General features: G+C 69.2%; 18 protein-coding genes. 17 read left to right on the forward strand and 1 reads right to left on the reverse strand.

The features are described 5' to 3' along the window. The first annotated feature begins 37 nt into the window (after positions 1-37). The 11 genes from ISN75_RS08030 to recO all read left to right on the forward strand — a co-directional run bounded on the left by ISN75_RS08030 (position 38) and on the right by recO (position 12,172). Positions 38-532, forward strand: coding sequence for a hypothetical protein (locus ISN75_RS08030; RefSeq protein ID WP_167255500.1), 495 nt, complete (start codon positions 38-40; stop codon positions 530-532). 29 nt (positions 533-561) lie between these two features. After that, entirely contained in the window at positions 562-3,102 is a 2,541-nt protein-coding gene (locus ISN75_RS08035; protein WP_343819065.1) for a putative bifunctional diguanylate cyclase/phosphodiesterase, read from the forward strand. A 229-nt stretch (positions 3,103-3,331) separates the two neighbouring features. Continuing rightward, positions 3,332-3,925, forward strand: a complete 594-nt coding sequence (gene rpoE, locus ISN75_RS08040) for an RNA polymerase sigma factor RpoE (RefSeq protein WP_167255498.1) — start codon at positions 3,332-3,334, stop codon at positions 3,923-3,925. Then, positions 3,922-4,611 (forward strand): sigma-E factor negative regulatory protein, encoded by a 690-nt coding sequence (locus tag ISN75_RS08045; protein WP_167255496.1) that lies wholly within the window; start codon positions 3,922-3,924, stop codon positions 4,609-4,611. Before rpoE ends, ISN75_RS08045 begins: the two co-directional genes overlap by 4 nt. Before the next feature lie 144 nt (positions 4,612-4,755). After that, on the forward strand, positions 4,756-6,249 hold the full coding sequence (locus ISN75_RS08050) for a DegQ family serine endoprotease (RefSeq protein WP_168647642.1): 1,494 nt from the start codon (positions 4,756-4,758) through the stop codon (positions 6,247-6,249). Positions 6,250-6,421: 172 nt separating this feature from the next. Continuing rightward, complete coding sequence (gene lepA / locus ISN75_RS08055; protein WP_167255492.1) at positions 6,422-8,212, forward strand: translation elongation factor 4; 1,791 nt, start codon at positions 6,422-6,424, stop codon at positions 8,210-8,212. 105 nt (positions 8,213-8,317) lie between these two features. Beyond that, positions 8,318-9,232, forward strand: a complete 915-nt coding sequence (gene lepB, locus ISN75_RS08060) for a signal peptidase I (protein ID WP_343819021.1) — start codon at positions 8,318-8,320, stop codon at positions 9,230-9,232. 145 nt (positions 9,233-9,377) lie between these two features. Next, positions 9,378-9,758, forward strand: coding sequence for a DUF4845 domain-containing protein (locus ISN75_RS08065; protein ID WP_167255488.1), 381 nt, complete (start codon positions 9,378-9,380; stop codon positions 9,756-9,758). A gap of 7 nt (positions 9,759-9,765) precedes the next feature. Next, positions 9,766-10,422: a ribonuclease III gene (gene rnc, locus ISN75_RS08070; protein ID WP_167255486.1), complete on the forward strand. Its 657-nt coding sequence runs from the start codon at positions 9,766-9,768 to the stop codon at positions 10,420-10,422. Next, the gene (gene era, locus ISN75_RS08075) at positions 10,419-11,363 is read left to right on the forward strand and encodes a GTPase Era (protein ID WP_167255484.1); all 945 of its coding nucleotides are present in this window, start codon (positions 10,419-10,421) and stop codon (positions 11,361-11,363) included. Before rnc ends, era begins: the two co-directional genes overlap by 4 nt. Positions 11,364-11,461: 98 nt before the next feature. Further along, a complete protein-coding gene (recO, locus tag ISN75_RS08080) occupies positions 11,462-12,172 on the forward strand; it encodes a DNA repair protein RecO (RefSeq protein ID WP_168647639.1) in 711 nt (236 codons plus the stop codon). Positions 12,173-12,652: 480 nt separating this feature from the next. On the opposite strand, the gene ISN75_RS08085 is transcribed toward recO, so the two are convergent. Next, positions 12,653-13,342, reverse strand: coding sequence for a response regulator (locus ISN75_RS08085; protein ID WP_243868075.1), 690 nt, complete (start codon positions 13,340-13,342; stop codon positions 12,653-12,655). A 122-nt stretch (positions 13,343-13,464) separates the two neighbouring features. Between ISN75_RS08085 and ISN75_RS08090 the strand changes: the two genes are divergently transcribed. From ISN75_RS08090 to ISN75_RS08115, 6 genes are all read left to right on the forward strand, one after another. Beyond that, positions 13,465-15,486, forward strand: a complete 2,022-nt coding sequence (locus ISN75_RS08090; protein ID WP_343819023.1) for a hypothetical protein — start codon at positions 13,465-13,467, stop codon at positions 15,484-15,486. Positions 15,487-15,551: 65 nt separating this feature from the next. Continuing rightward, complete coding sequence (locus ISN75_RS08095) at positions 15,552-16,163, forward strand: YdbL family protein (protein WP_343819025.1); 612 nt, start codon at positions 15,552-15,554, stop codon at positions 16,161-16,163. Between the two features lie 76 nt (positions 16,164-16,239). Next, entirely contained in the window at positions 16,240-17,553 is a 1,314-nt protein-coding gene (gene rlmD / locus ISN75_RS08100) for a 23S rRNA (uracil(1939)-C(5))-methyltransferase RlmD (protein ID WP_167255474.1), read from the forward strand. Positions 17,554-17,557: 4 nt separating this feature from the next. Beyond that, positions 17,558-18,085 (forward strand): CYTH domain-containing protein, encoded by a 528-nt coding sequence (locus ISN75_RS08105; protein ID WP_167255472.1) that lies wholly within the window; start codon positions 17,558-17,560, stop codon positions 18,083-18,085. Next, positions 18,085-19,101, forward strand: coding sequence for a beta-N-acetylhexosaminidase (nagZ, locus tag ISN75_RS08110; RefSeq protein ID WP_423385142.1), 1,017 nt, complete (start codon positions 18,085-18,087; stop codon positions 19,099-19,101). The genes ISN75_RS08105 and nagZ overlap by 1 nt, the downstream gene beginning before the upstream one ends. After that, positions 19,098-19,658, forward strand: a complete 561-nt coding sequence (locus ISN75_RS08115) for a hypoxanthine-guanine phosphoribosyltransferase (protein ID WP_167255468.1) — start codon at positions 19,098-19,100, stop codon at positions 19,656-19,658. Before nagZ ends, ISN75_RS08115 begins: the two co-directional genes overlap by 4 nt. The last annotated feature ends 15 nt before the right edge of the window (positions 19,659-19,673 follow it).

A 19,673-nucleotide genomic window follows, 5' to 3' on the forward strand; every position in this document is an offset into this window, starting at 1 on the left:
AGGCGTAGCCCCGCGGACCGCGTAACTTAGCTGCCCAATGAACACCTCCATTGCCGCCCCAGCCGTCCAGCCAGGTGCCGATATCCTCGAGCGCATCCTGGGCGCGCGCGGCTGCCTGGTCTCACTGGAAGACGCGGACGGCGACGCCCTGATCGGGCAGTTCCGCAGCCTGGTCCGCCGCACCGGCCAGGCCATCTATCTGTGGAGTCCGGAGGAAGGCCTGGGCAACCTGCGCGAGGAGCACGCCGACAAGGCGCCGCATGCGCGGCTGAGCCAGGTGCTGCGCTACATCCAGCAGAGCAATCACTTCGGCATTTACTTATTGCGCCGGCTGCCGCTGCCGCTGGCCGCGCCGGACGTGGCCCTGCTGCGACAGCTGGCGCGCACGCCCACCGGCCACGTGCGCCGGGTGGTGCTGCTCGATGCCCCCGAATCGCTGGTGGAAGGATTGAGCGACGTGATCGTGCGGCTCAGCTGCCAGGTCAAGCCCGCGCTCCGGCCGCGCCTGCGTGACGGCCGGTGGCTGCTTTGAACGCGGCCGTGTCCGCCCCCGGCGGCATCATGGTGGTGGCGGCGCAGCGCGAGCTGCGCCGGGCCGTGTTCGACGCGCTGGACCGCGACGGCCACCTCGCCGTGCATTCCGCCCGCGACACCACCCACGCCGGCATCCTGCTCGAAGGCCGCCCCAAGCTGGCCCTGGTGGTGATGGTGCTGGAAGGCGACGCGCGCGACGCGCTGGCCTCGGTGGAACAACTGCGCCGCCTGCCGGCCTGCGCCGAGGCACCGGTGATCGTGGTGCTGACCGAGGGCGCGGCGATCAAGCCGGCCCAGCTGCCGGCCGGGGTTTCCGACTGGCTGTATGCCGCGCAGATCGACAGCGAGCTGATCGCACGCTGGCAGCGCCTGCAGCGCACCGGCGCGATCCTGCCGGCTTCCGCGCAGGGCGAGGCGGCGCACGGCGGCGGCGACTACCGCTTCGCCTTCGACGAAGTGGACAGCGAGTGGCTGATCGTCGATGCCGAGCGCGGCCGCCTGCTCGAAGTCAGCCCCGCGCTGCTGCGCCGCAGCGGCCTGTCCGGTGAGCGCCTGGTCGGCCAGCCGCTGGCCGAGCTGCTGCGGTTCCAGGGCCTGGCGCCGGAGCAGGCGCTGGCCGACGATTCGCGCCGCTGGCATCCCTGCCGGCGCCGCTCGCGCCAGGGCGAGGACAGCGGCGAGGCCAGCGCGCGGCAGATCCGCCACGCCGGCCGCGACGCCGTGGCCTTCGTGTTCCGCAGCGACCGCGCCGGCGCGCGCGCCGAAGTGGCGCTGGCCATGCTGGCGCGCCTGTTCGCCAGCAGCAGCGCCGACGACAGCATCGCCACCGCGGCGCGGATGCTGTTCGAGGACATGGGGCTGGACTATCTGGCGATCTGGTCGGCGCGTCCGGAAGACGGTGGCGCGCCGCTGCAGCTGGCGCAATGCTGGAGCGGCGAGGAGCAGCTGTGGCCCAGCCCGCAGCTGCAGAGTTCGCTGCGCCTGGTGCTGTCCGGGCAGCCGATGCTGCATCCCGGCGGCGCGCGCCGCCTGGCGGCGATGGATCCGCTGCTGGAACAACTCGACCTGAGCGGCTTCGCCGGCCTGCCCTTGCTGGACGAACGTCACAGCGTGCTCGGCGCGCTGCTGGCCGGCACGCGCCAGCCGTTCGGCGAGCTGGCCATCGTGGAACCGGTGCTGCGCTGCGCGGCGGCGCGCTTCGCCCATGCGCTGGAACTGCGCCGCACCCGCGAGCAGGGCCGCGCCGAAGGCCTGCTGGACGCGCTCACCGGCCTGCCCAACCGCCTGCTGTTCAACGACCGCCTCGACACCATCATCCGCGAGGCCAACCGCACCGGCGAATGCTTCGCCATGCTGTTCGTCGACCTGGACCGCTTCAAGACCATCAACGACACCCTTGGCCACGCGGTAGGCGACCAGGTGCTGATCACCACCACCCAGCGCCTGCGCACCAGCGTGCGCGCGTCGGACACGGTGGCGCGCTACGCGGGCGACGAGTTCGTGGTGATCCTGCGACACATCGTGAAGAGCGAGGACGTGCTGCGCGTCGCCGAGAAGATCGTGCAGGTGATGGAAGCGCCGTTCCGCATCGACGACGGCACCGAGCTGCAGGTCACCGCCTCGATCGGCGTGAGCTTCTTCCCGGACGACGCGCCGGACGCCGAGACCTTGCTAAAGCACGCCGACGAGGCGATGTACGCGGCCAAGAGCCTGGGCCGCAACAACTACCAGATCTACGAGATCAGCGCCGAGCAGGCGCAGCAGCAGAACATGGCGCTGAAATCCGGCCTGCGCCACGCCGAGCACAATGGCGAGCTGCGCGTGTTCTACCAGCCGCAGGTGGACGCGGTCAGCGAGGACATCGTCGGCATGGAGGCGCTGGTGCGCTGGGAGCATCCGGAGCTCGGCTTCATCGGCCCCGGCTTCTTCATCCCGCTGGCCGAGGAGACCGGCCTGATCGTCTCGATCGGCGAATGGGTGCTGCGCACCGCCTGCAAGCAGGCGCAGGAGTGGGAGCGCAAGTTCGGCCTGCGGCTGCGCCTGGGCGTGAATCTCTCGGCGGTGCAGCTGATGCAGCCGAACCTGCTCGACATCGTGGCGTCGGCGCTGCAGGAGAGCGGCCTGGATCCGGGCCTGCTGGAAATGGAGGTGACCGAGAGCATCAGCATCAAGGCCGCCCCCAACCTGGTGGAGAACCTGCACGGCCTGCACAAGCTGGGCTGCCGCATCGCCATCGACGACTTCGGCACCGGTGCCGCCTCGCTGGACTACCTGCGCAAGCTGCCGGCCGACCGCATCAAGATCGACCAGAGCTTCGTGCGCAATATCGGCGTGGACCCGGACGACGAGGCGATCGTGCGCGCCACCATCGAAATGGCCCATCGCCTGAAGCGCGGTGTGGTGGCCGAGGGCGTGGAGATCGAGCAGCACCTGCATTTCCTGCGCGCCAACCGCTGCGACGAACTGCAGGGCTATCTGTTCTGCCGGCCGCTGCCGACGCCGGCCTTCGAAAAGCTGCTGCACGAACGCCAGCGCCTGCTGGCCACGGCGGATGCCGGCGAGGAGTGAGGCGATTGCCGCTTGCCTGGCCGTGGCGCGTCCCTATATCTGCAGCAGGGCGGTCGGCCGCCGGGATGCCAGTCGCGTTGGGTACGATGGCGCCGGAGCCGGCCGGGGCGGATGCCTTATCTGCGCGGGGCGCTGAACTCGGCGGCATGTTTCTTGTCCTAGCGAACCGTCCCGAGCCGGCGGAATCCCTCCAAGCGGTGGCAGCGGTAGTCAGAAGGAGACGGCCCGGATGGGCGAAAACGAACTGGACAGCGCCCTGGTCGAGCGGGTCCAAAAAGGGGACAAGCGGGCCTTTGACCTGCTGGTGCGCAAGTACCAGCACAAGGTCATCGCGCTGGTTTCCCGCTATGTGAACAACTACGCCGAGTGCGAGGACGTGGCCCAGGAGGCGTTCGTGCGCGCCTGGCGCGCGATCGGCTCGTTCCGCGGCGAGAGCGCTTTCTATACCTGGATGTACAAGATCGCCGTGAATACGGCGAAGAACCACTTGGTGGCCCTGGGGCGGCGTCCGCCGGCCGACGACATCTCGGTGGACGATGCGGTCTTCGTGCCCGGTTCCGACCGCATGCAGGAAACCGCCACGCCCGAGCGCGAACTCCTGCGCCAGGAAATTGAACAAACGGTTTTTTCCACTGTCCAAGCGCTGCCCGAAGAGCTGCGGACCGCTATCACGCTACGCGAGGTGGACGGCCTGAGCTACGAAGAAATCGCCGAGGCGATGGGCTGCCCGATCGGTACGGTGCGTTCGCGTATCTTCCGGGCACGCGAAGCAATCGACGAGAAACTGCGGCCCCTGCTGTCGGACCGTGAGGACCTGACATGACTGACAACCATCGCGAACATCCTTCCCAAGGCATGCTGTCCGCCGGCATCGACGGCGAACTGACCCAGGAGGAACTGCGCTTCCTGCTGCGCCGGCTCGACCACGACGCTGCCCTGCAGCAAGCCTGGTCGCGCTATCACGTGGCGCGCGACGGCCTGCGCCACCAGTTGCCGCCGCTCGCCTCCGCCGGTTTCTCGGCGCGCGTGCTGGTGGCGATCGAGCAGGAAACCATCGCGGTCGGCAGCGGCAGGCGCCGCCACTGGCTGCGCTGGTCCGCCGGCGGCGCCATCGCCGCGACGGTCGCCGTCGCCGCCCTCATGGTCACCCAGCCGGTCGGCCCCGGCAGCGACAACGCCACGCCGCGCGTCGCCACCGCCGGCAGCCAGCGGGCCGCCGTGACGCAGTCCGCCGCCACGGCCACCGCCCGCGCCGACGTGCCGGCCGCCGCACCGGAATGGCTCAACAACTACGCCGGCCTGCCTTCGGCGCTGACCCAGCAGGCTTCGGCCACGGTCGGCGGCGACGACGGCGCCACCTTCCTGTACTCGCGCAACCGCCAGAACCCGTACCAGCTGGATCGCTACCGCGCGATCAACAACGGCGACGGCAGCTACCTGCTGCTCGCCCCGCAGGTGCAGCAGCGGATTCCCCAGGCGCAGTCCGCGCAGGAACCGCAGGCGCAGTAATCGCGGCGGTGTGTCCATGCCCGCCCCGATGGCCTTTCTTGTTGTCCCCCATGCAGTGATGTCCGTCCGGCCCCCAGGGGCCGGACGTTGCACGGGCGCGCTCCGCGTCCAGCCCGATTCCCACACCTTGGAAAGGAGGAACACATGAGTCGAACGAACCTGCGTCGCGCGCTGGGCTGCGCGCTGGTGTCGCTTGCCGTGGCGAGCGGAGCGCAGGCCCAGGCGGCGAGTCCCGCGCCGGCCCCCGCGGCCAGCCTGCCGGACTTCACAGGCATCGTGCAGAAGAACGCCCCGGCCGTGGTCCACGTCGAAGCCAAGTACAGCGGCAAGAGCGCGCGCAAGGCCGCACCCCAGGCGCGCGGCCGCGGCGCGATGCCGCCGGACGACCCCCAGCTGGACATCTTCCGCCGCTTCTTCGGCATGCCGATGGTGCCGTCGCCGGAAGAACAGCAGCGCACCTCGCTCGGCTCCGGCTTCATCATTTCCAGCGACGGCTACATCCTCACCAATACCCACGTGGTGGACGATGCCGACCAGGTCACCGTGCGCCTGCAGGACCGCCGCACCCTCACCGCCAAGGTGATCGGCAGCGACCCGCAGTACGACATCGCCCTGTTGAAGGTGGATGCCGGCGGCAGCCTGCCGTCGGTGAGCATCGGCGATTCGCGCAGCCTCAAGCCCGGCCAGTGGGTGCTGGCGATCGGCTCGCCGTTCGGCTTCGACTACACCGTGACCCAGGGCATCGTCAGCGCCGTGGGCCGCAACCTGGGCAGCCAGGACCAGCCCTACACCTCGTTCATCCAGACCGACGTGCCGATCAACCGCGGCAACTCCGGCGGCCCGCTGTTCGACCTGCAGGGCCGGGTGGTCGGCGTGAACTCGCAGATCTATTCCAACACCGGCGGCTATCTGGGCGTGGCGTTCTCGATCCCGATCGACGTGGCCATGAACGTGGTCAAGCAGATCAAGGAAAAGGGCTACGTCACCCGCGGCCAGCTCGGCGTGATGATGCAGCCGATCACCGACGACATCGCCAAGGCGCTCAAGCTCGGCAGCAATTCCGGCGCGGCGGTGACCCAGGTCAATCCGGGCAGTGGCGCGGACAAGGCCGGCATCAAGCCGGGCGACATCATCGTCGGCTACAACGGCCAGCCGATCACCCAGGCCGCCGACCTGCCGCCGCTGGTCGGCATGACCGCGCCGGGCAGCAAGGCCACCCTCAGCATCCTGCGCGACGGCAAGAAGCAGGACGTGCCGGTCACCGTCGGCGAGATGAAGCGCGACGGCAAGGCCATCGCTGCCGCCGCGGGCAAGGAAGCGCCGGCCACCGGTGGCGGCTCCACCGCGCTGGGCCTGGCGGTGCAGGACCTGGACAGCGACACCCGCCAGCAGCTCGGACTGAAGGCGGGCGAGGGCGTGCTGGTCAGCGACGTCAACGGTCCGGTCGCGGCCCGCGCCGGCCTGCAGCCGGGCGACGTGATCCTGATGGTCAACCAGCGCCGGGTTGGCACGGCGGCGGCGTTCCGCGAAGCCACCAAGGAGCTCAAGCCCGGCGATACCGCGCTGCTGCTGGTGCGCCACGGCGACCAGAGCGGCTTCGTCGGCCTGACCATCCCCAAGGCCGGCGAGGAGGAGTGATCTCCTGACCGGTGATACCGACGGCGGGGCGGCCTCCGGGCCGCCCCGCCGCATTCCGGCCCCCGCCGCCCGGCCGATGCGCTTTCCATGCGATAATGCCGGGTTCGTATCGCCATCCCGGTGATACGCTGCCTGTGCTCCGCGCAGGCGGTGACCGCAGCCAGCGTGTTCCATGGAACTGATCCGCAATTTCTCCATCATCGCCCACATCGACCACGGCAAGTCGACGCTTGCCGACCGCATCATCCAGATCTGTGGCGGCCTGGCCGAGCGCGAGATGGAAGCCCAGGTGCTCGACAGCAACCCGATCGAGCGCGAGCGCGGCATCACCATCAAGGCCCAGTCCGTGTCGCTGCCGTACAAGGCGCGCGACGGCAAGACCTACCAGCTGAATTTCATCGACACCCCCGGCCACGTCGACTTCTCCTATGAAGTAAGCCGCTCGCTGGCCGCCTGCGAAGGCGCGCTGCTGGTGGTCGACGCCGCCCAGGGCGTGGAGGCGCAGTCCGTCGCCAACTGCTACACCGCGGTGGAGATGGGCCTGGAAGTGGTGCCGGTGCTCAACAAGATCGACCTGCCCACCGCCGACCCGGACAAGGTCAAGGGCGAGATCGAAGCGGTCATCGGCATCGACGCCGACGACGCCGTGGCGGTCAGCGCCAAGACCGGCCAGAACGTGGTGGAAGTGCTCGAGGCCATCGTCGCGCGCATCCCGCCGCCGAAGCCGCGCGACACCGACCGCCTGCAGGCGCTGATCATCGACTCCTGGTTCGACAACTACCTCGGCGTGGTCTCGCTGGTGCGCGTGATGCAGGGCGAGATCCGCCCCGGCGAGAAGCTGCTGGTGATGTCCACCGGCCGCACGCACGAAGTGAGCGAAGTGGGCGTGTTCACCCCCAAGCGCAAGAAGCTGGAGCGCCTCGCCGCCGGCGAAGTGGGCTGGATCACCGCGTCCATCAAGGACGTGCACGGCGCGCCGGTGGGCGACACGCTCACCCACGCCGGCAAGCCCGCCGACAAGCCGCTGCCGGGTTTCCAGACCATGCAGCCGCGCGTGTTCGCCGGCCTGTTCCCGGTTTCCGCGGACGACTACCCGGCGCTGCGCGAGGCGCTGGAAAAGCTGCGCCTCAACGACGCCGCGCTGTTCTTCGAGCCGGAAAGCTCCGAGGCGATGGGCTTCGGCTTCCGCTGCGGCTTCCTCGGCATGCTGCACATGGAGATCGTGCAGGAGCGCCTGGAGCGCGAATACGACCTGGACCTGGTCACCACCGCGCCCACCGTGGTCTACGAGATCCTTAAGAACGACGGCTCGGTGATGCTGCTGGACAACCCGGCCAAGCTGCCGGCCTCGCCGCAGGTGGAGGAGATCCGCGAGCCGATCATCGTCGCCAACATCCTCACGCCGGCCGACTACATCGGCAACATCATCACGCTGTGCGAGGAGAAGCGCGGCATCCAGCGCTCCATCCAGTACCTGGCCACCCAGGTGCAGATCAGCTACGAGCTGCCGCTGGCCGAGGTGGTGCTGGATTTCTTCGACCGCCTGAAGTCGGTTTCGCGCGGCTATGCCTCGATGGACTACCACTTCGAGCGCTTCGAGGCCGGCCCGTTCGTGCGCACCGACGTGCTGATCAACGGCGACCGCGTCGATGCGTTGTCGCTGATCGTGCACCGCAGCCACGCGGACCGCCGCGGCCGCGACCTGGTCGAGCGCATGAAGGATCTGATCCCGCGCCAGCAGTTCGACGTGGCGATCCAGGCGGCGATCGGCGCGCAGGTGATCGCGCGCTCCACCGTGAAAGCCTTGCGCAAGAACGTTCTGGCCAAGTGCTACGGCGGCGACGTCAGCCGCAAGAAGAAGCTGCTGGAGAAGCAGAAGGAAGGCAAGAAGCGCATGAAGCAGGTGGGCCGCGTGGAGATTCCGCAGGAGGCCTTCCTCGCCGTGCTCAAGGTCGACAAATGAGCGAGGGAAGCGGGAATAGGGAATAGGGAATAGGAAAGACCGCGCCATGGTTCTGACCTATTCCCGATTCCCCATTCCCTATTCCCCGCTCCAACAGGAGCCCACATGGATTTCGATTTTTCGGCGATTCTGCTTGCCCTGACCGTGCTGTTCGGCGTGGTCTGGGGCCTGGACCGCCTGCTGTTCTACAAGGCGCGCAAGGCCAGGGCCACGGCGGCCGGGCAGGAGGAGCCGCAGGACCCGGTGGCGGTGGACTGGGCGCGCTCGCTGTTCCCGGTGGTGCTGGTGGTGCTGCTGCTGCGCTCGTTCGTGGCCGAGCCGTTCCGCATTCCGTCGGGTTCGATGATGCCGACCCTGGACGTGGGCGACTTCATCCTGGTGAACAAGTTCGCCTACGGCCTGCGCATGCCGGCCTTCAACAACAAGTTCCTGGCCCTGGGCGAGCCCAAGCGCGGCGACGTGGTGGTGTTCCGCTTCCCGGGCTACCTGTGCGGCGTGGACGGCAAACTGGTGCGCAGCGGCGACCAGACCTGCGCCAACCCGCAGGCGCCGGTGCCCAGCCAGAACTGGATCAAGCGCGTGATCGGCCTGCCGGGCGACCGCATCGAGATGCAGGGCGACCAGCTGCTGATCAACGGCCAAGCGGTCGAGGCCGAGGAAGTCGGCCCCTACATGGGCAACCCCAAGCGCGAAGAAGACCGCCTGATGCTGGAAATGGGCGCGACGGTGTGGAACGAGCACCTGCGCACCGAGGAGGGCACCGTGGTGAACCACCTCACCGCGCGCATGCCGGCCTACAACCGCCCGCCGCCGATCCCCAACGACAAGGTGCCGTCGGTGATCCCGCAGGGCTGCTACCTGGTGATGGGCGACAACCGCTACAACAGCACCGACAGCCGCTGGTGGGGCTGCATGCCGGAGCAGAATCTGGCGGGCAAGGCCTTCCTGATCTGGCTGAGCGTGAAGGGGCCGGACGCCGGCTGGGTCGACTTCTCGCGCATGGGCCGTGTGATTCACTAAGCAAAGCGTGACAGCGGTCGGGTCGCGCGGCGTGACGCCGGCCCGCCGTGGCGCCAGAATCCGCCTGCGCGATGCCGGCGGGCCGGCAACGTGGCACCATTTCCATACAAGCGGGGCCGCCGCCGGTCGGCATAGCGAGGGGACTATGAAAGCAAAGCAGTCGGGTATCACCCTGATCGGGTTTCTTGTGGTGTTGATCGTCGTGGCCTTCTTCGGCTTCATGGCGATGAAGCTGGTGCCGTCCTACGCCGAGTTCATGGGCGTGAGCAAGGCCATGAACCAGGTGGCCACCGCCGGCACCGAAGGCCGCACGCTGGACGACATCCGCCGCGACCTGATGTTCAAGCTGGGCTTCCAGTACGTGGACGATGCCACCATCAAGCCCAAGGACATCACCATCTCGCGCGCCAACAACGCCGCGCTGCTGAAGATCGAGTACGACAAGCGCGTGCCCTTTATGTACAACATCGATTTCCTGCTGCACTTCGAGAAGACCGTGCCTCTGCAGGGCAACATCGGTTACTGAGGTTTTTTTGGCCAAGCTGACTTACCGTTTCCGCGACCCGGCGCTGGCGCAACTGGCCCTGACCCATCGCAGCGCCGGCAAGCCGAACAACGAGCGGCTGGAGTTCCTCGGCGACGCCCTGCTTGGCGTGGTGGTCGCCGAACTGCTTTACGAAGCGCACCCCAACGCCAGCGAAGGCGAGCTGTCGCGCCTGCGCGCGCAGCTGGTCAACGGCCAGGCGCTGGCGCTGATCGCGCGCGAGCTGGAACTGGGCGACGCGCTGAAACTGGGCTCGGGCGAGTTGAAGAGCGGCGGCTACCGCCGCGATTCCATCCTCGCCGACGCCTTCGAGGCCCTGGTGGCCGCCGTCTACCTGGACAGCGATTTCGCCCAGTGCCGCGAAGTGGTGCGGGGCCTGTTCGCCGAGCGCGTCGCGGCCATCCCGCGCTCGTCCAAGGACGCCAAGACCCGCCTGCAGGAATGGCTGCAGGCCCGCGGCTGGCCGCTGCCGCACTACGAACTGACCGACAGCTACGGCGAGGATCACGCGAAGACGTTCGACGTCTCCTGCATCATCGCCGAACCCATGCCGGTCACCGCGGAGGGCCGCGGCGGCAGCCGCCGCGCCGCCGAGCAGGACGCGGCCGAGGCCGTGCTGCGCCAATTGCAGGAAACCAGACCATGAGCGACCACGATCAAGATTTCGAAGCCCCCGCGCCGGCCGAACTGCCGCACGAGGATTTCCGCTGCGGCGCCGTCGCGCTGCTGGGCCGGCCCAACGTGGGCAAGTCCACCCTGCTCAACGCGATGATCGGCTTCCGCCTGTCCATCGTCAGCCCGCGCCCGCAGACCACGCGGCACCGCATCCTGGGCATCGCCACCAACGAGGCGGGGCAGATTCTCTACGTCGACACGCCCGGCCTGCATCGCGGCGCCAAGCGCGCGATGAACCGCAGCCTCAACCGCGCGGCGCGCTCGGCGATCGGCGAAGTGGAGCTCGCCGTGCAGGTGATCGAGTCCGGCCGCTGGACCGACGAGGACCAGGCCCTGTACGAGGCACTGGCCGAGCAGAAGATCCCGCGCCTGCTGGCGATCAACAAGGTCGACCTGGCCAAGGACAAATCCGCCATGCTGCCCTTCGTGGCCGGCCTGATGGAGCAGCACAGTTTCGACGAGGTCTACTACGTCAGCGCGCTGAAGGAAAAAGGCCTGAAAGAGCTGGAGCAGGGCATCCTGAAGCGCCTGCCGGTGCGCGCGCCGATGTACGGCGAGGACGAGATCACCGACCGCAGCGAACGCTTCCTCGCCGCCGAGATGGTGCGCGAACAGCTCATGCTGCGCCTGGACCAGGAACTGCCGTACGCCACCACGGTGGAGATCGAGCAGTTCAAGGACCGCGATGACGGCGTGGCCGAAATCCATGCCGTGATCTGGGTGGAGCGCGACGGCCAGAAGGCCATCGTGATCGGCAACGGCGGCCAGCAGCTCAAGGCGATCGGCTCGGCCGCGCGCCGCAAGATGGAGCAGCTGTTCGAGCGCAAGATCTACCTGCGCCTGTGGGTGAAGGTGCGCGAGGGCTGGGTCGACGACGAGAGCATGCTCAAGAAGTTCGGCTATACGGATTGATGGGGAACAGGGAACAGGAACCGGGGAACGGAAGCGCTCGATAAGCTTGCGGCGCCTCATCTACCGGTTCCCCGATCCCCGTTCCCTGCGCTCAGGCCATGCAACTCCTCCAGCAGCCCGCCTACGTGCTTCATGCGCGGCCCTATCGGGAGACTTCGCTGCTGCTGGAATGCCTGACGCTGGAGCACGGCCGGATCGGCGTGGTGGCGCGCGGCGTGCGGCGCGAGCGCGCGAAGCTGCAGCGGTCGCAGCTGGAGCCGTTTCAGCCGTTGGCGATGGATCTGCTGCTGCGCGGTGAGTTGGCGACCTTGCAGGGGGCTGAGCATGCGGGGGCGCCGCAGCGGCTTGGTGGCGATGCCGGTCTCGCCGGGCTTTATCTCAATGAATTGGTGGTGCGGCTGACGGGGCGTCAGGATCCGCATCCGGAGCTGTTCCAGGCGTATGCGGCGACGCTGGCGCGGATGGCGAGTGGGGAGCCGTTGGCGTGGACGCTGCGGCGGTTTGAGCGCGATCTGCTGGATGCGATTGGGTATGGCTTGCAGCTCGATTACGAGGGGGAGTCGGGGGAGGCGGTCGATCCGGATCGACATTACCGTTATCGGGTGGAGGTCGGGCCTACGGCGTGTCGGGCGGATCTTCCGCATGCGTTGCGGGGGAGTGATTTGCTGGCGCTGGCGGCGGATTTGATGCCGGATGCGGCTGGGTTGTCGGCGCTGCGCGCGATGATGCGGGAGGTGATTCGCTTTCATCTTGGTGGTGCTGAGTTGCGTGCGTGGCACGTACTTTCGGCGGCGTTGTCGCGTCGCTGATTCTCGTCATCCTGCTCTGCTCGTCATCCTGCTCTGCTCGTCATCCTGCTCCGCTCGTCATCCCGGCGTAGGCCGGGATCCAGTAGCGACTAGGTGTGGTTGTCGCGACTTGGCCGCTTATGCAGCGGGCATTTCGGACGCCTGCCGGCGCCCGAGTCACTTTCTCTTTGCTGGCCCAAAGAGAAAGTAACCAAAGAGAGAATGGCCTGAGAGCCAAGGCTCGCGACGCGACTAGAAGGAGCGGTGGGCGTCTGCGGTAACCGGATTAACCTGGGTCTACACGAAACGGCAGTGCGTTTACGTAACGGGTGCTTCAACGTGCCGTTGCCGAGAGGATGTTCAGGGACTGAGGCCAGCTTTTGCTCTTCGCTCCTGCCTGCCTCACCACATCACCCCTCTCCCCTCCGGGGAGAGGGCAGGGTGAGGGGCCGGGGCTTGCGCAGAGGCTTGTTCGAAGCACGACGCAAATCTGGCGTCAGTTCAGGCGCCCGCGCCCAGCGCCTCGATCGTCTCCAGCAACGTCGCCCGGAACCGCTCGTGCATCGCCGGTGGAATCGCGCGCCCGAGTTTGAACTGTTCCTGCAGCTGCACCACGCGTGCGGCGAGAGCGGTGGCGCCGCAGAAGCCGCAGGAGCCCCGCAGTTTGTGCAGGCGGTCGCCGAAGCCGGCTTCGGTGAGGACGGCGGTGGCAAGGTCCTGGTAGATGCCGACCAGTTCGTCGCGCAGCAGGGCGCGCATGGCGCGCATGATCGGTTCGCTGCCGGTGCTGGCCAGGCCCTGGGCGTCGTCCAGGAGAGGCTGGCAGTCGGGTTGGACGAGGGCGACGATGCGGCGCAGGTCGGCCAGGTCGCAGGGTTTCTGCAGGACTTCGGTGAAGCCGCCGGAGAGCAGGCGCTGGCGTTCGGCGGCGTCCATCTCGGCGCTGGTGGCCACGGCGGTGCTTTCGGCGGAGGGGGCGGCGGGGTCGCCGCGTAGTTCGGTCAGGACTTGCTGGGCGCCGGCGCCGGGCATGCGGCAGTCGAGCAGGAGCAGGTCGTAGGCTTCGCGGCGTCCCCGGGCGATGGCGGCGGCGCCGTCGTCGCAGGCTTCGGCTTCCAGGCCCAGGGTGCGCATCGCTTCGACCAGGAACAGGCGGCTGGCCGGATCGTCGTCGGCTACCAGGACACGCAAGGCATGAGCGCCTGAAGGATGGCCGGGGGCATGGCCCGCGGGAACGGCTGACCTGCCGTTGGAAGAGGTGTTGAACATGACGAGTCCATGTCGTTCAGCTGGTTTTGGCAGAATGGCGCGACATGCGCCCGACATCAAGCCACCTTTTGTTCTATTTGTGCATCGTGTTCGGTTTCGCCGTGGCGCTGCCGGCCCGTGCGGACATCGTGCTCGAGGCCAGGCAGGTCGCGGTGCCGGGCCTGCGCCTGCAGGACGTGCAGATGCGCATCGCCGAGGACGGCAACGGCGGCCTGCAGCTCACCCTGCGCGCGGCCAAGGCGGAACTCCCGGTGCTGGGCTGGCGCCGCGTCGGGCTGGACATGCAAGGCGCGCTGTCGCGCGACCCGCACCTGCGCTGGCTGTTCGACGGCGACCTGCGCCTGGCCGGCGCGCCGGGCGGGGCCTGGAACGACGCCAAGGTCAATCTGGTGCTGGATGACGCGGCCAACACGCTGCAGGTGGACGTGAACCAGGGCAAGTCGCTGGCCAGCGCCGCGCTGCCGCTGGACCAGCCCACCCATGCGCAGATCAGCCTCAAGGGCCTGCCGGCCGGCTGGCTGCAGGGGCTGCTCGCCACTATGTGGTCCGGCCGCGCCACCGCGGGGCGGCTGGATGCGGAGCTGGCGCTGGACGTGCAGAACGGCGGCGTGCAGGCCTCCGGCCAGTTCGGCCTCGCGGAGCTGGGTTTCGATACGCCGTCCGGCACGCTCGCCGGCCAGCGCCTCAACGGCAGCGGACGGCTCAATGTGGACACCATCGGCGGCCCCGCGCGCATCGGCCTGGATGCCAGCCTGCGCGGCGGCGAACTGCTGCTCGGCCCGATCTACGCGCGCCTGCCGGACCACCCGGTGCAACTGGGCCTGGATGCCAGCGCGCGCAACGGCGTACTCGACTTCAGCCGCCTGCGCGTGGGCGACGCCGACGCGCTGCAGCTGGACGGCTCGCTCGCCTTCGACGCCAAGGGCGAACTGCAGAAGCTCAAGCTCGACCGCTTCCAGGCCAGCTTCCCCGCCGCCTACCAGCGCTACGGCCAGGCCTGGCTCGCCACCATGGGCCTGCGCAACGCGCGCATCAGCGGCCAGCTCGCCGCCACCCTGGACATGGCCGCCGACGGATTGCGCGCGTTCTCCTTCGATACCGACGGCCTCGACATCGCCGACGGCGACGGCCGCCTCGCCCTCAGCGGCGTGCGCGGCGGCATGGACTGGGCGCTGCGCGGCACGCGCCCGGCCACCACGCTGAGCTGGCGCAGCGCGCAGGTCTACCGCCTGGCGCACGGCGCGGCGCAGATGGGCTGGCAGAGCCGCGACGGCAGCCTCGGCCTGCAGAAGGCGATGGACGTGCCGCTGCTCGGCGGGCGCCTGCACGTGGCCGACCTCGACTGGCGCCCGGCCGCGGCCAGGGGCCGGCGCCTGTCCACCTCGCTGGCGCTGACCGGCGTGGACATGGCCGCCTTCAGCCGCGCCATGGGCTGGCCGGAATTCCCCGGCACCCTGGGCGGCGCGATTCCCGCGCTGCGCTGGGTGGACGACCGCATCGAGCTCGAAGGCGGCCTGTCGATGAACGTGTTCGACGGCTTCGTCGACGTCACCCGCATGTCGCTGCAGGACCCGTTCGGCAACAGCCCGGTGCTGGCCGGCGACCTGGCCCTGCGCCAGCTGGACCTGGGCGCGATCACCAGCGTGTTCGACATCGGCAGCATCACCGGCCGCATGGACGGCAGCGTGCAGAACCTGCGGCTGGTGAACTGGAATCCGGTCTCGTTCGACGCACGCCTGCTCGCCGGCGGCGGCGGCCGGATCAGCCAGCGCGCGGTCAACAGCCTGGTCTCGGTGGGCGGCGGCGGCATTGCCGCCGGCCTGCAGGGCGCGATGCTGCGGCTGTTCAAGAACTTCAGCTACAAGCGCATCGGCCTCAACTGCGCGCTGCAGGGCACGGTGTGCCGCATGAGCGGACTGGACACCGACGGCGATGGCTACACTATCGTCGAAGGCAGCGGGCTGCCGCGCCTGCAGGTGGTGGGCCACCAGACCCAGGTGGACTGGCCGACCCTGGTGCGCCGGCTCAAGTCCGCCGCCGAGAGCGGCGGTCCCGAAGTCCACTGAAGCCCGGCCTCGAACCACTTGCCCCGAACATGAAGTTCTCCCATCCCCTCCATGGAGCGTCGATCATGCGCAAGCTCGCCTACGTCCTGCTGACCTCGCTGTTCGTCGCGCTGGTCGGTTGCGTCACCATCAATGTCTACTTCCCCGAGGCCGCCGCGCAGAAGGCCGCCGACCAGTTCATCGGCACCGTGCTCGACAACGCCAAGCCGGCCAGCCAGAACAACGACGGCAAGGACCAGCCCAAGCCCGCCGAGAAGCCCGGCAAGCAGCCCTCGGCGATGCTGCTGGACCTGCTGATTCCGGCCGCCTATGCGGCTGACACTCCGGACGTGCGCGTGCAGACCGCCACCACCGAGGCGATCCGCGGCCGCATGCAGCAGCGCTTCCAGGGCAGCCTGGGCACGCTGTTCGACAGCGGTGCGGTGGGCTTCACCAAGGACGGCCTGGTCGCCGTGCGCGACGCCTCCAAGGTGCCGCTGAACCAGCGCGCCGAAGTCAATGCCAGCGTGGCCGACGAGAACCGCGACCGCAGCGCGCTGTACCGCGAAGTGGCCAATGCCAACGGCCATCCGGAGTGGGAAGCGCAGATCCGCGCCACCTTCGCCAAGGGCTGGATCGAGCGGGCCCGGTCCGGCTGGTATTATCAGGACCCCTCGGGCGCCTGGAAGCAGAAGTAACTCTCCGCGCGCTTCATCTGTTTTTTTCCGCGCCGCCCGGACCGCATGATCCGGGCGCGCTTGCTTCAGGGTCACGATGAAAGAGTTCGAAGCCACCATCACCGATCTGAGCCACGATGGCCGCGGCGTCGCCCGCATCGACGGCAAGGCCGTATTCGTCTCCGGCGCCTTGCCCGGCGAAGAGGTGCTGCTGCGCATCCGCCGCCGCCACCGCAGCTTCGACGAAGCCGAAGTGGTGGAGCTGCGCACGCGCTCGCCGCACCGCGTCGAACCGCGCTGCCGCCACTACGGCCAGTGCAGCGGCTGCGCGCTGCAGCACCTGGATGCCGAGTCGCAGATCGCCGCCAAGCAGCGCGTGCTGGCCGAGAACTTCGAGCGCATCGGCAAGGTGGCGCCGGCCGCGTGGCTGCCGCCGCTCACCGACCAGCCTTGGGCGTATCGCCGCAAGGGCCGCCTGTCGGTACGCAACGTGGTGAAGAAGGGCCGCGTGCTGGTCGGTTTCCGCGAAGAAGACAACCCGCGCTTCGTCGCCGACATCGAGCAGTGCGAAGTGGTGCATCCGGCGCTGGGGCCGAAGATCGGCCTGCTCGGCGAACTGGTCGGGTCGCTGGAAGCCGCCGGCGATATCGCGCAGATCGAATTCGCCGCGGGCGACGACACCGTCGCCCTGGTGTTCCGCCATCTCAAGCCGCTGAGCGACTCGGACCTGGCCAAGCTGACGGCCTTCGCCCAGGCCCACGCTTTCGCCATCTACCTGCAGCCCGGCGGTATCAGCAGCGTGCATCCGCTGTGGCCGGAGCAGCCGCGCCTGGCCTTCCGCGTCGAGGCGGGCGAGGGCGTGCCCGACGTGGAGCTGGAATTCCGTCCGCTGGACTTCGTGCAGGTCAACGCCGGCATGAACCGCCGCATGATGGCGCGCGCGTTGGAGCTGCTCGATCCGCAGCCTACCGACCGCGTGCTGGACCTGTTCTGCGGCCTCGGCAACTTCACCCTGCCGATCGCCCGCCGCGTGGCCGAGGTGGTCGGCGTGGAAGGCGAGCACGGCCTGGTCGAGCGCGCGGCGCAGAACGCCATGCGCAATGGCCTCGGCAACGCGCGCTTCGAAGTCGCCAACCTGTTCGACGACCAGCGCGACGCGCCGTGGGCGCGCCAGGCCTGGGACAAGCTGCTGCTCGATCCGCCGCGCGCCGGCGCGGACAAGGTGCTGGAGTACCTGCCGCACCGCGAGACGCAGCGCATCGTCTACGTGTCCTGCCACCCCGGCTCGCTGGCGCGCGACGCCGGCATCCTGGTGCAGAAGCACGGCTTCAGGCTCAGCGCCGCCGGCGTGATGGACATGTTCCCGCACACCGCGCACGTGGAATCCATCGCCCTGTTCGAGCGCGGCTGACGCCATGGGCGTGGAGATCGAACGCAAGTTTCTTCTGCGCGGCGACGGCTGGCGCGCGCAGGCGGGCAGCAGCGAACGCATCGCCCAGGGCTATCTGGTCGGCGCCGAAGCGCTGCGCGCGGGGCTGGCGCGCGCCTCGGTGCGCGCGCGCATCGCCGGCGAGCGGGCCTGGCTCAACATCAAGTCGGCGGAGCTGGGCATCCAGCGGGCCGAATTCGAATACCCCATTCCGGTAGCCGACGCCGAGGCCCTGCTGGCGCGCCTGTGCGGCGGCGTGCTGGAGAAGTTTCGTCACCTCGTCACCGTGGACGGCGTAACGTTCGAGATCGACGAATTCCTGGGCGACAACGCCGGCCTGGTGGTCGCCGAAGTGGAGCTCGACGCGCCGGACGCGCCGTTCCCCCGTCCCGCCTGGCTGGGGCGCGAGGTGAGCGCGCTGGCGCGCTACTACAACGTCAACCTGATCGAGCATCCGTACGCGCGGTGGACCGCGGCCGAACGCGCTGCCGACGACGCGGAGGAGCAAGCCTGATGCTGATGATCGGCCTGGCCGGACTGGAACTGAGCGAAGGCGAGCGCCGCCAGCTGGTGGCGCCGGGCGTGTCCGGCGTGCTGCTGTTCGCGCGCAACTTCGCCTCGCGCGAGCAGGTGAGCGCGCTGATCGAAGCGATCCGCGAGGTGGCCGGCGAGGACTTCCTCGTCGCGGTCGACCAGGAAGGCGGCCCGGTGCAGCGCTTCCGCGACGGCTTCACCCGCCTGCCGGCGCTGGCGCGCATCGGCGCGGTGTATGAGCGCAACCCCGACGAGGCGGTCCGCCTGGCCGAGGAACACGCCTGGGTGATGGCCAGCGAGATGCGCGCGATCGGCGTGGATTTCAGCTTCGCGCCGGTGGTGGACCTGGCCCGCGGCAATGCCGCCATCGGCACGCGCGCCTTCCACGCCAACCCCGCGGTGGCCGCCGAACTGGGCCAGGCCTACGTGCGCGGCATGCACCTGGGCGGCATGGCGGCGGTGCTCAAGCACTTTCCCGGGCATGGCTCGGTGGCGGTGGACACGCACAAGGCGGCGGCGGTGGATCCGCGCCCGCTGGAGCAGATCCGCCGCGAGGACCTGCACCCGTTCGCCGAAGGCATCGAGGCGCGGGTCGAGGCGGTGATGATGGCCCACGTGGTCTATCCGGCCGTCGACGGGCAGCCGGCCGGTTTCTCCACGGTGTGGATCCAGCAGGTGCTGCGCGGCGAGCTGGGTTTCCGCGGCGCGGTGATCAGCGACGACATCAGCATGGCCGCCGCCGGCGCGGCCGGCGGCGCGGCCGCCCGCGTGGCCGCGCACCTGGACGCCGGCTGCGACCTGGTGCTGGCCTGCTTCCCCGACGTGGTGGACGAGGCCATCGCCGCCGTGCGGGGCCGCGCCGCCGCCGCGCCGGAGCGCCTGGCCGCGCTGCGCGGCGCGCTGGGCGCCACCTGGGAAGGACTGACCGACAACCCGCAGCGCGAGCGTTTCATCGCGCGCATCACGGCGCTGGACGCCGAGGAAGGCAAGGCATGAGCACCGACGCGACCCGCACCATTCCCCCGCTGGCCGACGCCCTGGCCAACGCCGACCTGCTGTTCGACCGCGCCACGCTGGAAGGCGTGATCGCCGACATGGGCCGGCGCATCGACGCCGCGCTCGACGGCGAGCGCGCGGTGTTCCTCACCGTGATGAACGGGGCGCTGGTGTTCGGCGGGCATCTGGCGCTGGCGATCCGCACCGACGTCGAGTTCGACTACGTGCACGCCACCCGCTACCGCGGCGCCACCACCGGCAACGAGCTGCACTGGCTGCGCGAGCCGCAGGTGTCGCTGGTGGACCGCACCGTGCTGCTGGTCGACGACATCCTCGACGAAGGCCACACCCTCAAGGCCGTGCGCGACGACTGCCTGCGCCGCGGCGCGCGCCGCGTGCTGGTGGTCTCGCTGTGCAGCAAGCAGCACGACCGCCTGGTCGAAGGCATCGCCGCCGACTTCAACGGCGTGGAGCTGCCGGACCGCTACGTGTTCGGCTTCGGCATGGACTACTACGAGCAGGGCCGCAACCTGCCCGGCATCTACGCGCTGCGCTGAGCGGCGCCGCAAGGG

The organism is Dyella marensis (assembly GCF_049532885.1).
Lineage (GTDB): Bacteria > Pseudomonadota > Gammaproteobacteria > Xanthomonadales > Rhodanobacteraceae > Dyella_D > Dyella_D marensis.

What these genes read in the sequence shown, in the direction of transcription:
- ISN75_RS08035 (WP_343819065.1), top strand. Translation starts at nt 562, where the DNA reads ATGGTGGTGGCGGCGCAGCGCGAGCTGCGCCGGGCCGTGTTCGACGCG.
- ISN75_RS08090 (WP_343819023.1), top strand. Translation starts at nt 13,465, where the DNA reads ATGCGCCCGACATCAAGCCACCTTTTGTTCTATTTGTGCATCGTGTTC.
- nagZ (WP_423385142.1), top strand. Translation starts at nt 18,085, where the DNA reads ATGCTGATGATCGGCCTGGCCGGACTGGAACTGAGCGAAGGCGAGCGC.
- rlmD (WP_167255474.1), top strand. Translation starts at nt 16,240, where the DNA reads ATGAAAGAGTTCGAAGCCACCATCACCGATCTGAGCCACGATGGCCGC.
- ISN75_RS08045 (WP_167255496.1), top strand. Translation starts at nt 3,922, where the DNA reads ATGACTGACAACCATCGCGAACATCCTTCCCAAGGCATGCTGTCCGCC.
- rpoE (WP_167255498.1), top strand. Translation starts at nt 3,332, where the DNA reads ATGGGCGAAAACGAACTGGACAGCGCCCTGGTCGAGCGGGTCCAAAAA.
- ISN75_RS08030 (WP_167255500.1), top strand. Translation starts at nt 38, where the DNA reads ATGAACACCTCCATTGCCGCCCCAGCCGTCCAGCCAGGTGCCGATATC.
- ISN75_RS08115 (WP_167255468.1), top strand. Translation starts at nt 19,098, where the DNA reads ATGAGCACCGACGCGACCCGCACCATTCCCCCGCTGGCCGACGCCCTG.
- lepB (WP_343819021.1), top strand. Translation starts at nt 8,318, where the DNA reads ATGGATTTCGATTTTTCGGCGATTCTGCTTGCCCTGACCGTGCTGTTC.
- ISN75_RS08105 (WP_167255472.1), top strand. Translation starts at nt 17,558, where the DNA reads ATGGGCGTGGAGATCGAACGCAAGTTTCTTCTGCGCGGCGACGGCTGG.
- ISN75_RS08065 (WP_167255488.1), top strand. Translation starts at nt 9,378, where the DNA reads ATGAAAGCAAAGCAGTCGGGTATCACCCTGATCGGGTTTCTTGTGGTG.
- recO (WP_168647639.1), top strand. Translation starts at nt 11,462, where the DNA reads ATGCAACTCCTCCAGCAGCCCGCCTACGTGCTTCATGCGCGGCCCTAT.
- lepA (WP_167255492.1), top strand. Translation starts at nt 6,422, where the DNA reads ATGGAACTGATCCGCAATTTCTCCATCATCGCCCACATCGACCACGGC.
- ISN75_RS08095 (WP_343819025.1), top strand. Translation starts at nt 15,552, where the DNA reads ATGCGCAAGCTCGCCTACGTCCTGCTGACCTCGCTGTTCGTCGCGCTG.
- ISN75_RS08050 (WP_168647642.1), top strand. Translation starts at nt 4,756, where the DNA reads ATGAGTCGAACGAACCTGCGTCGCGCGCTGGGCTGCGCGCTGGTGTCG.
- era (WP_167255484.1), top strand. Translation starts at nt 10,419, where the DNA reads ATGAGCGACCACGATCAAGATTTCGAAGCCCCCGCGCCGGCCGAACTG.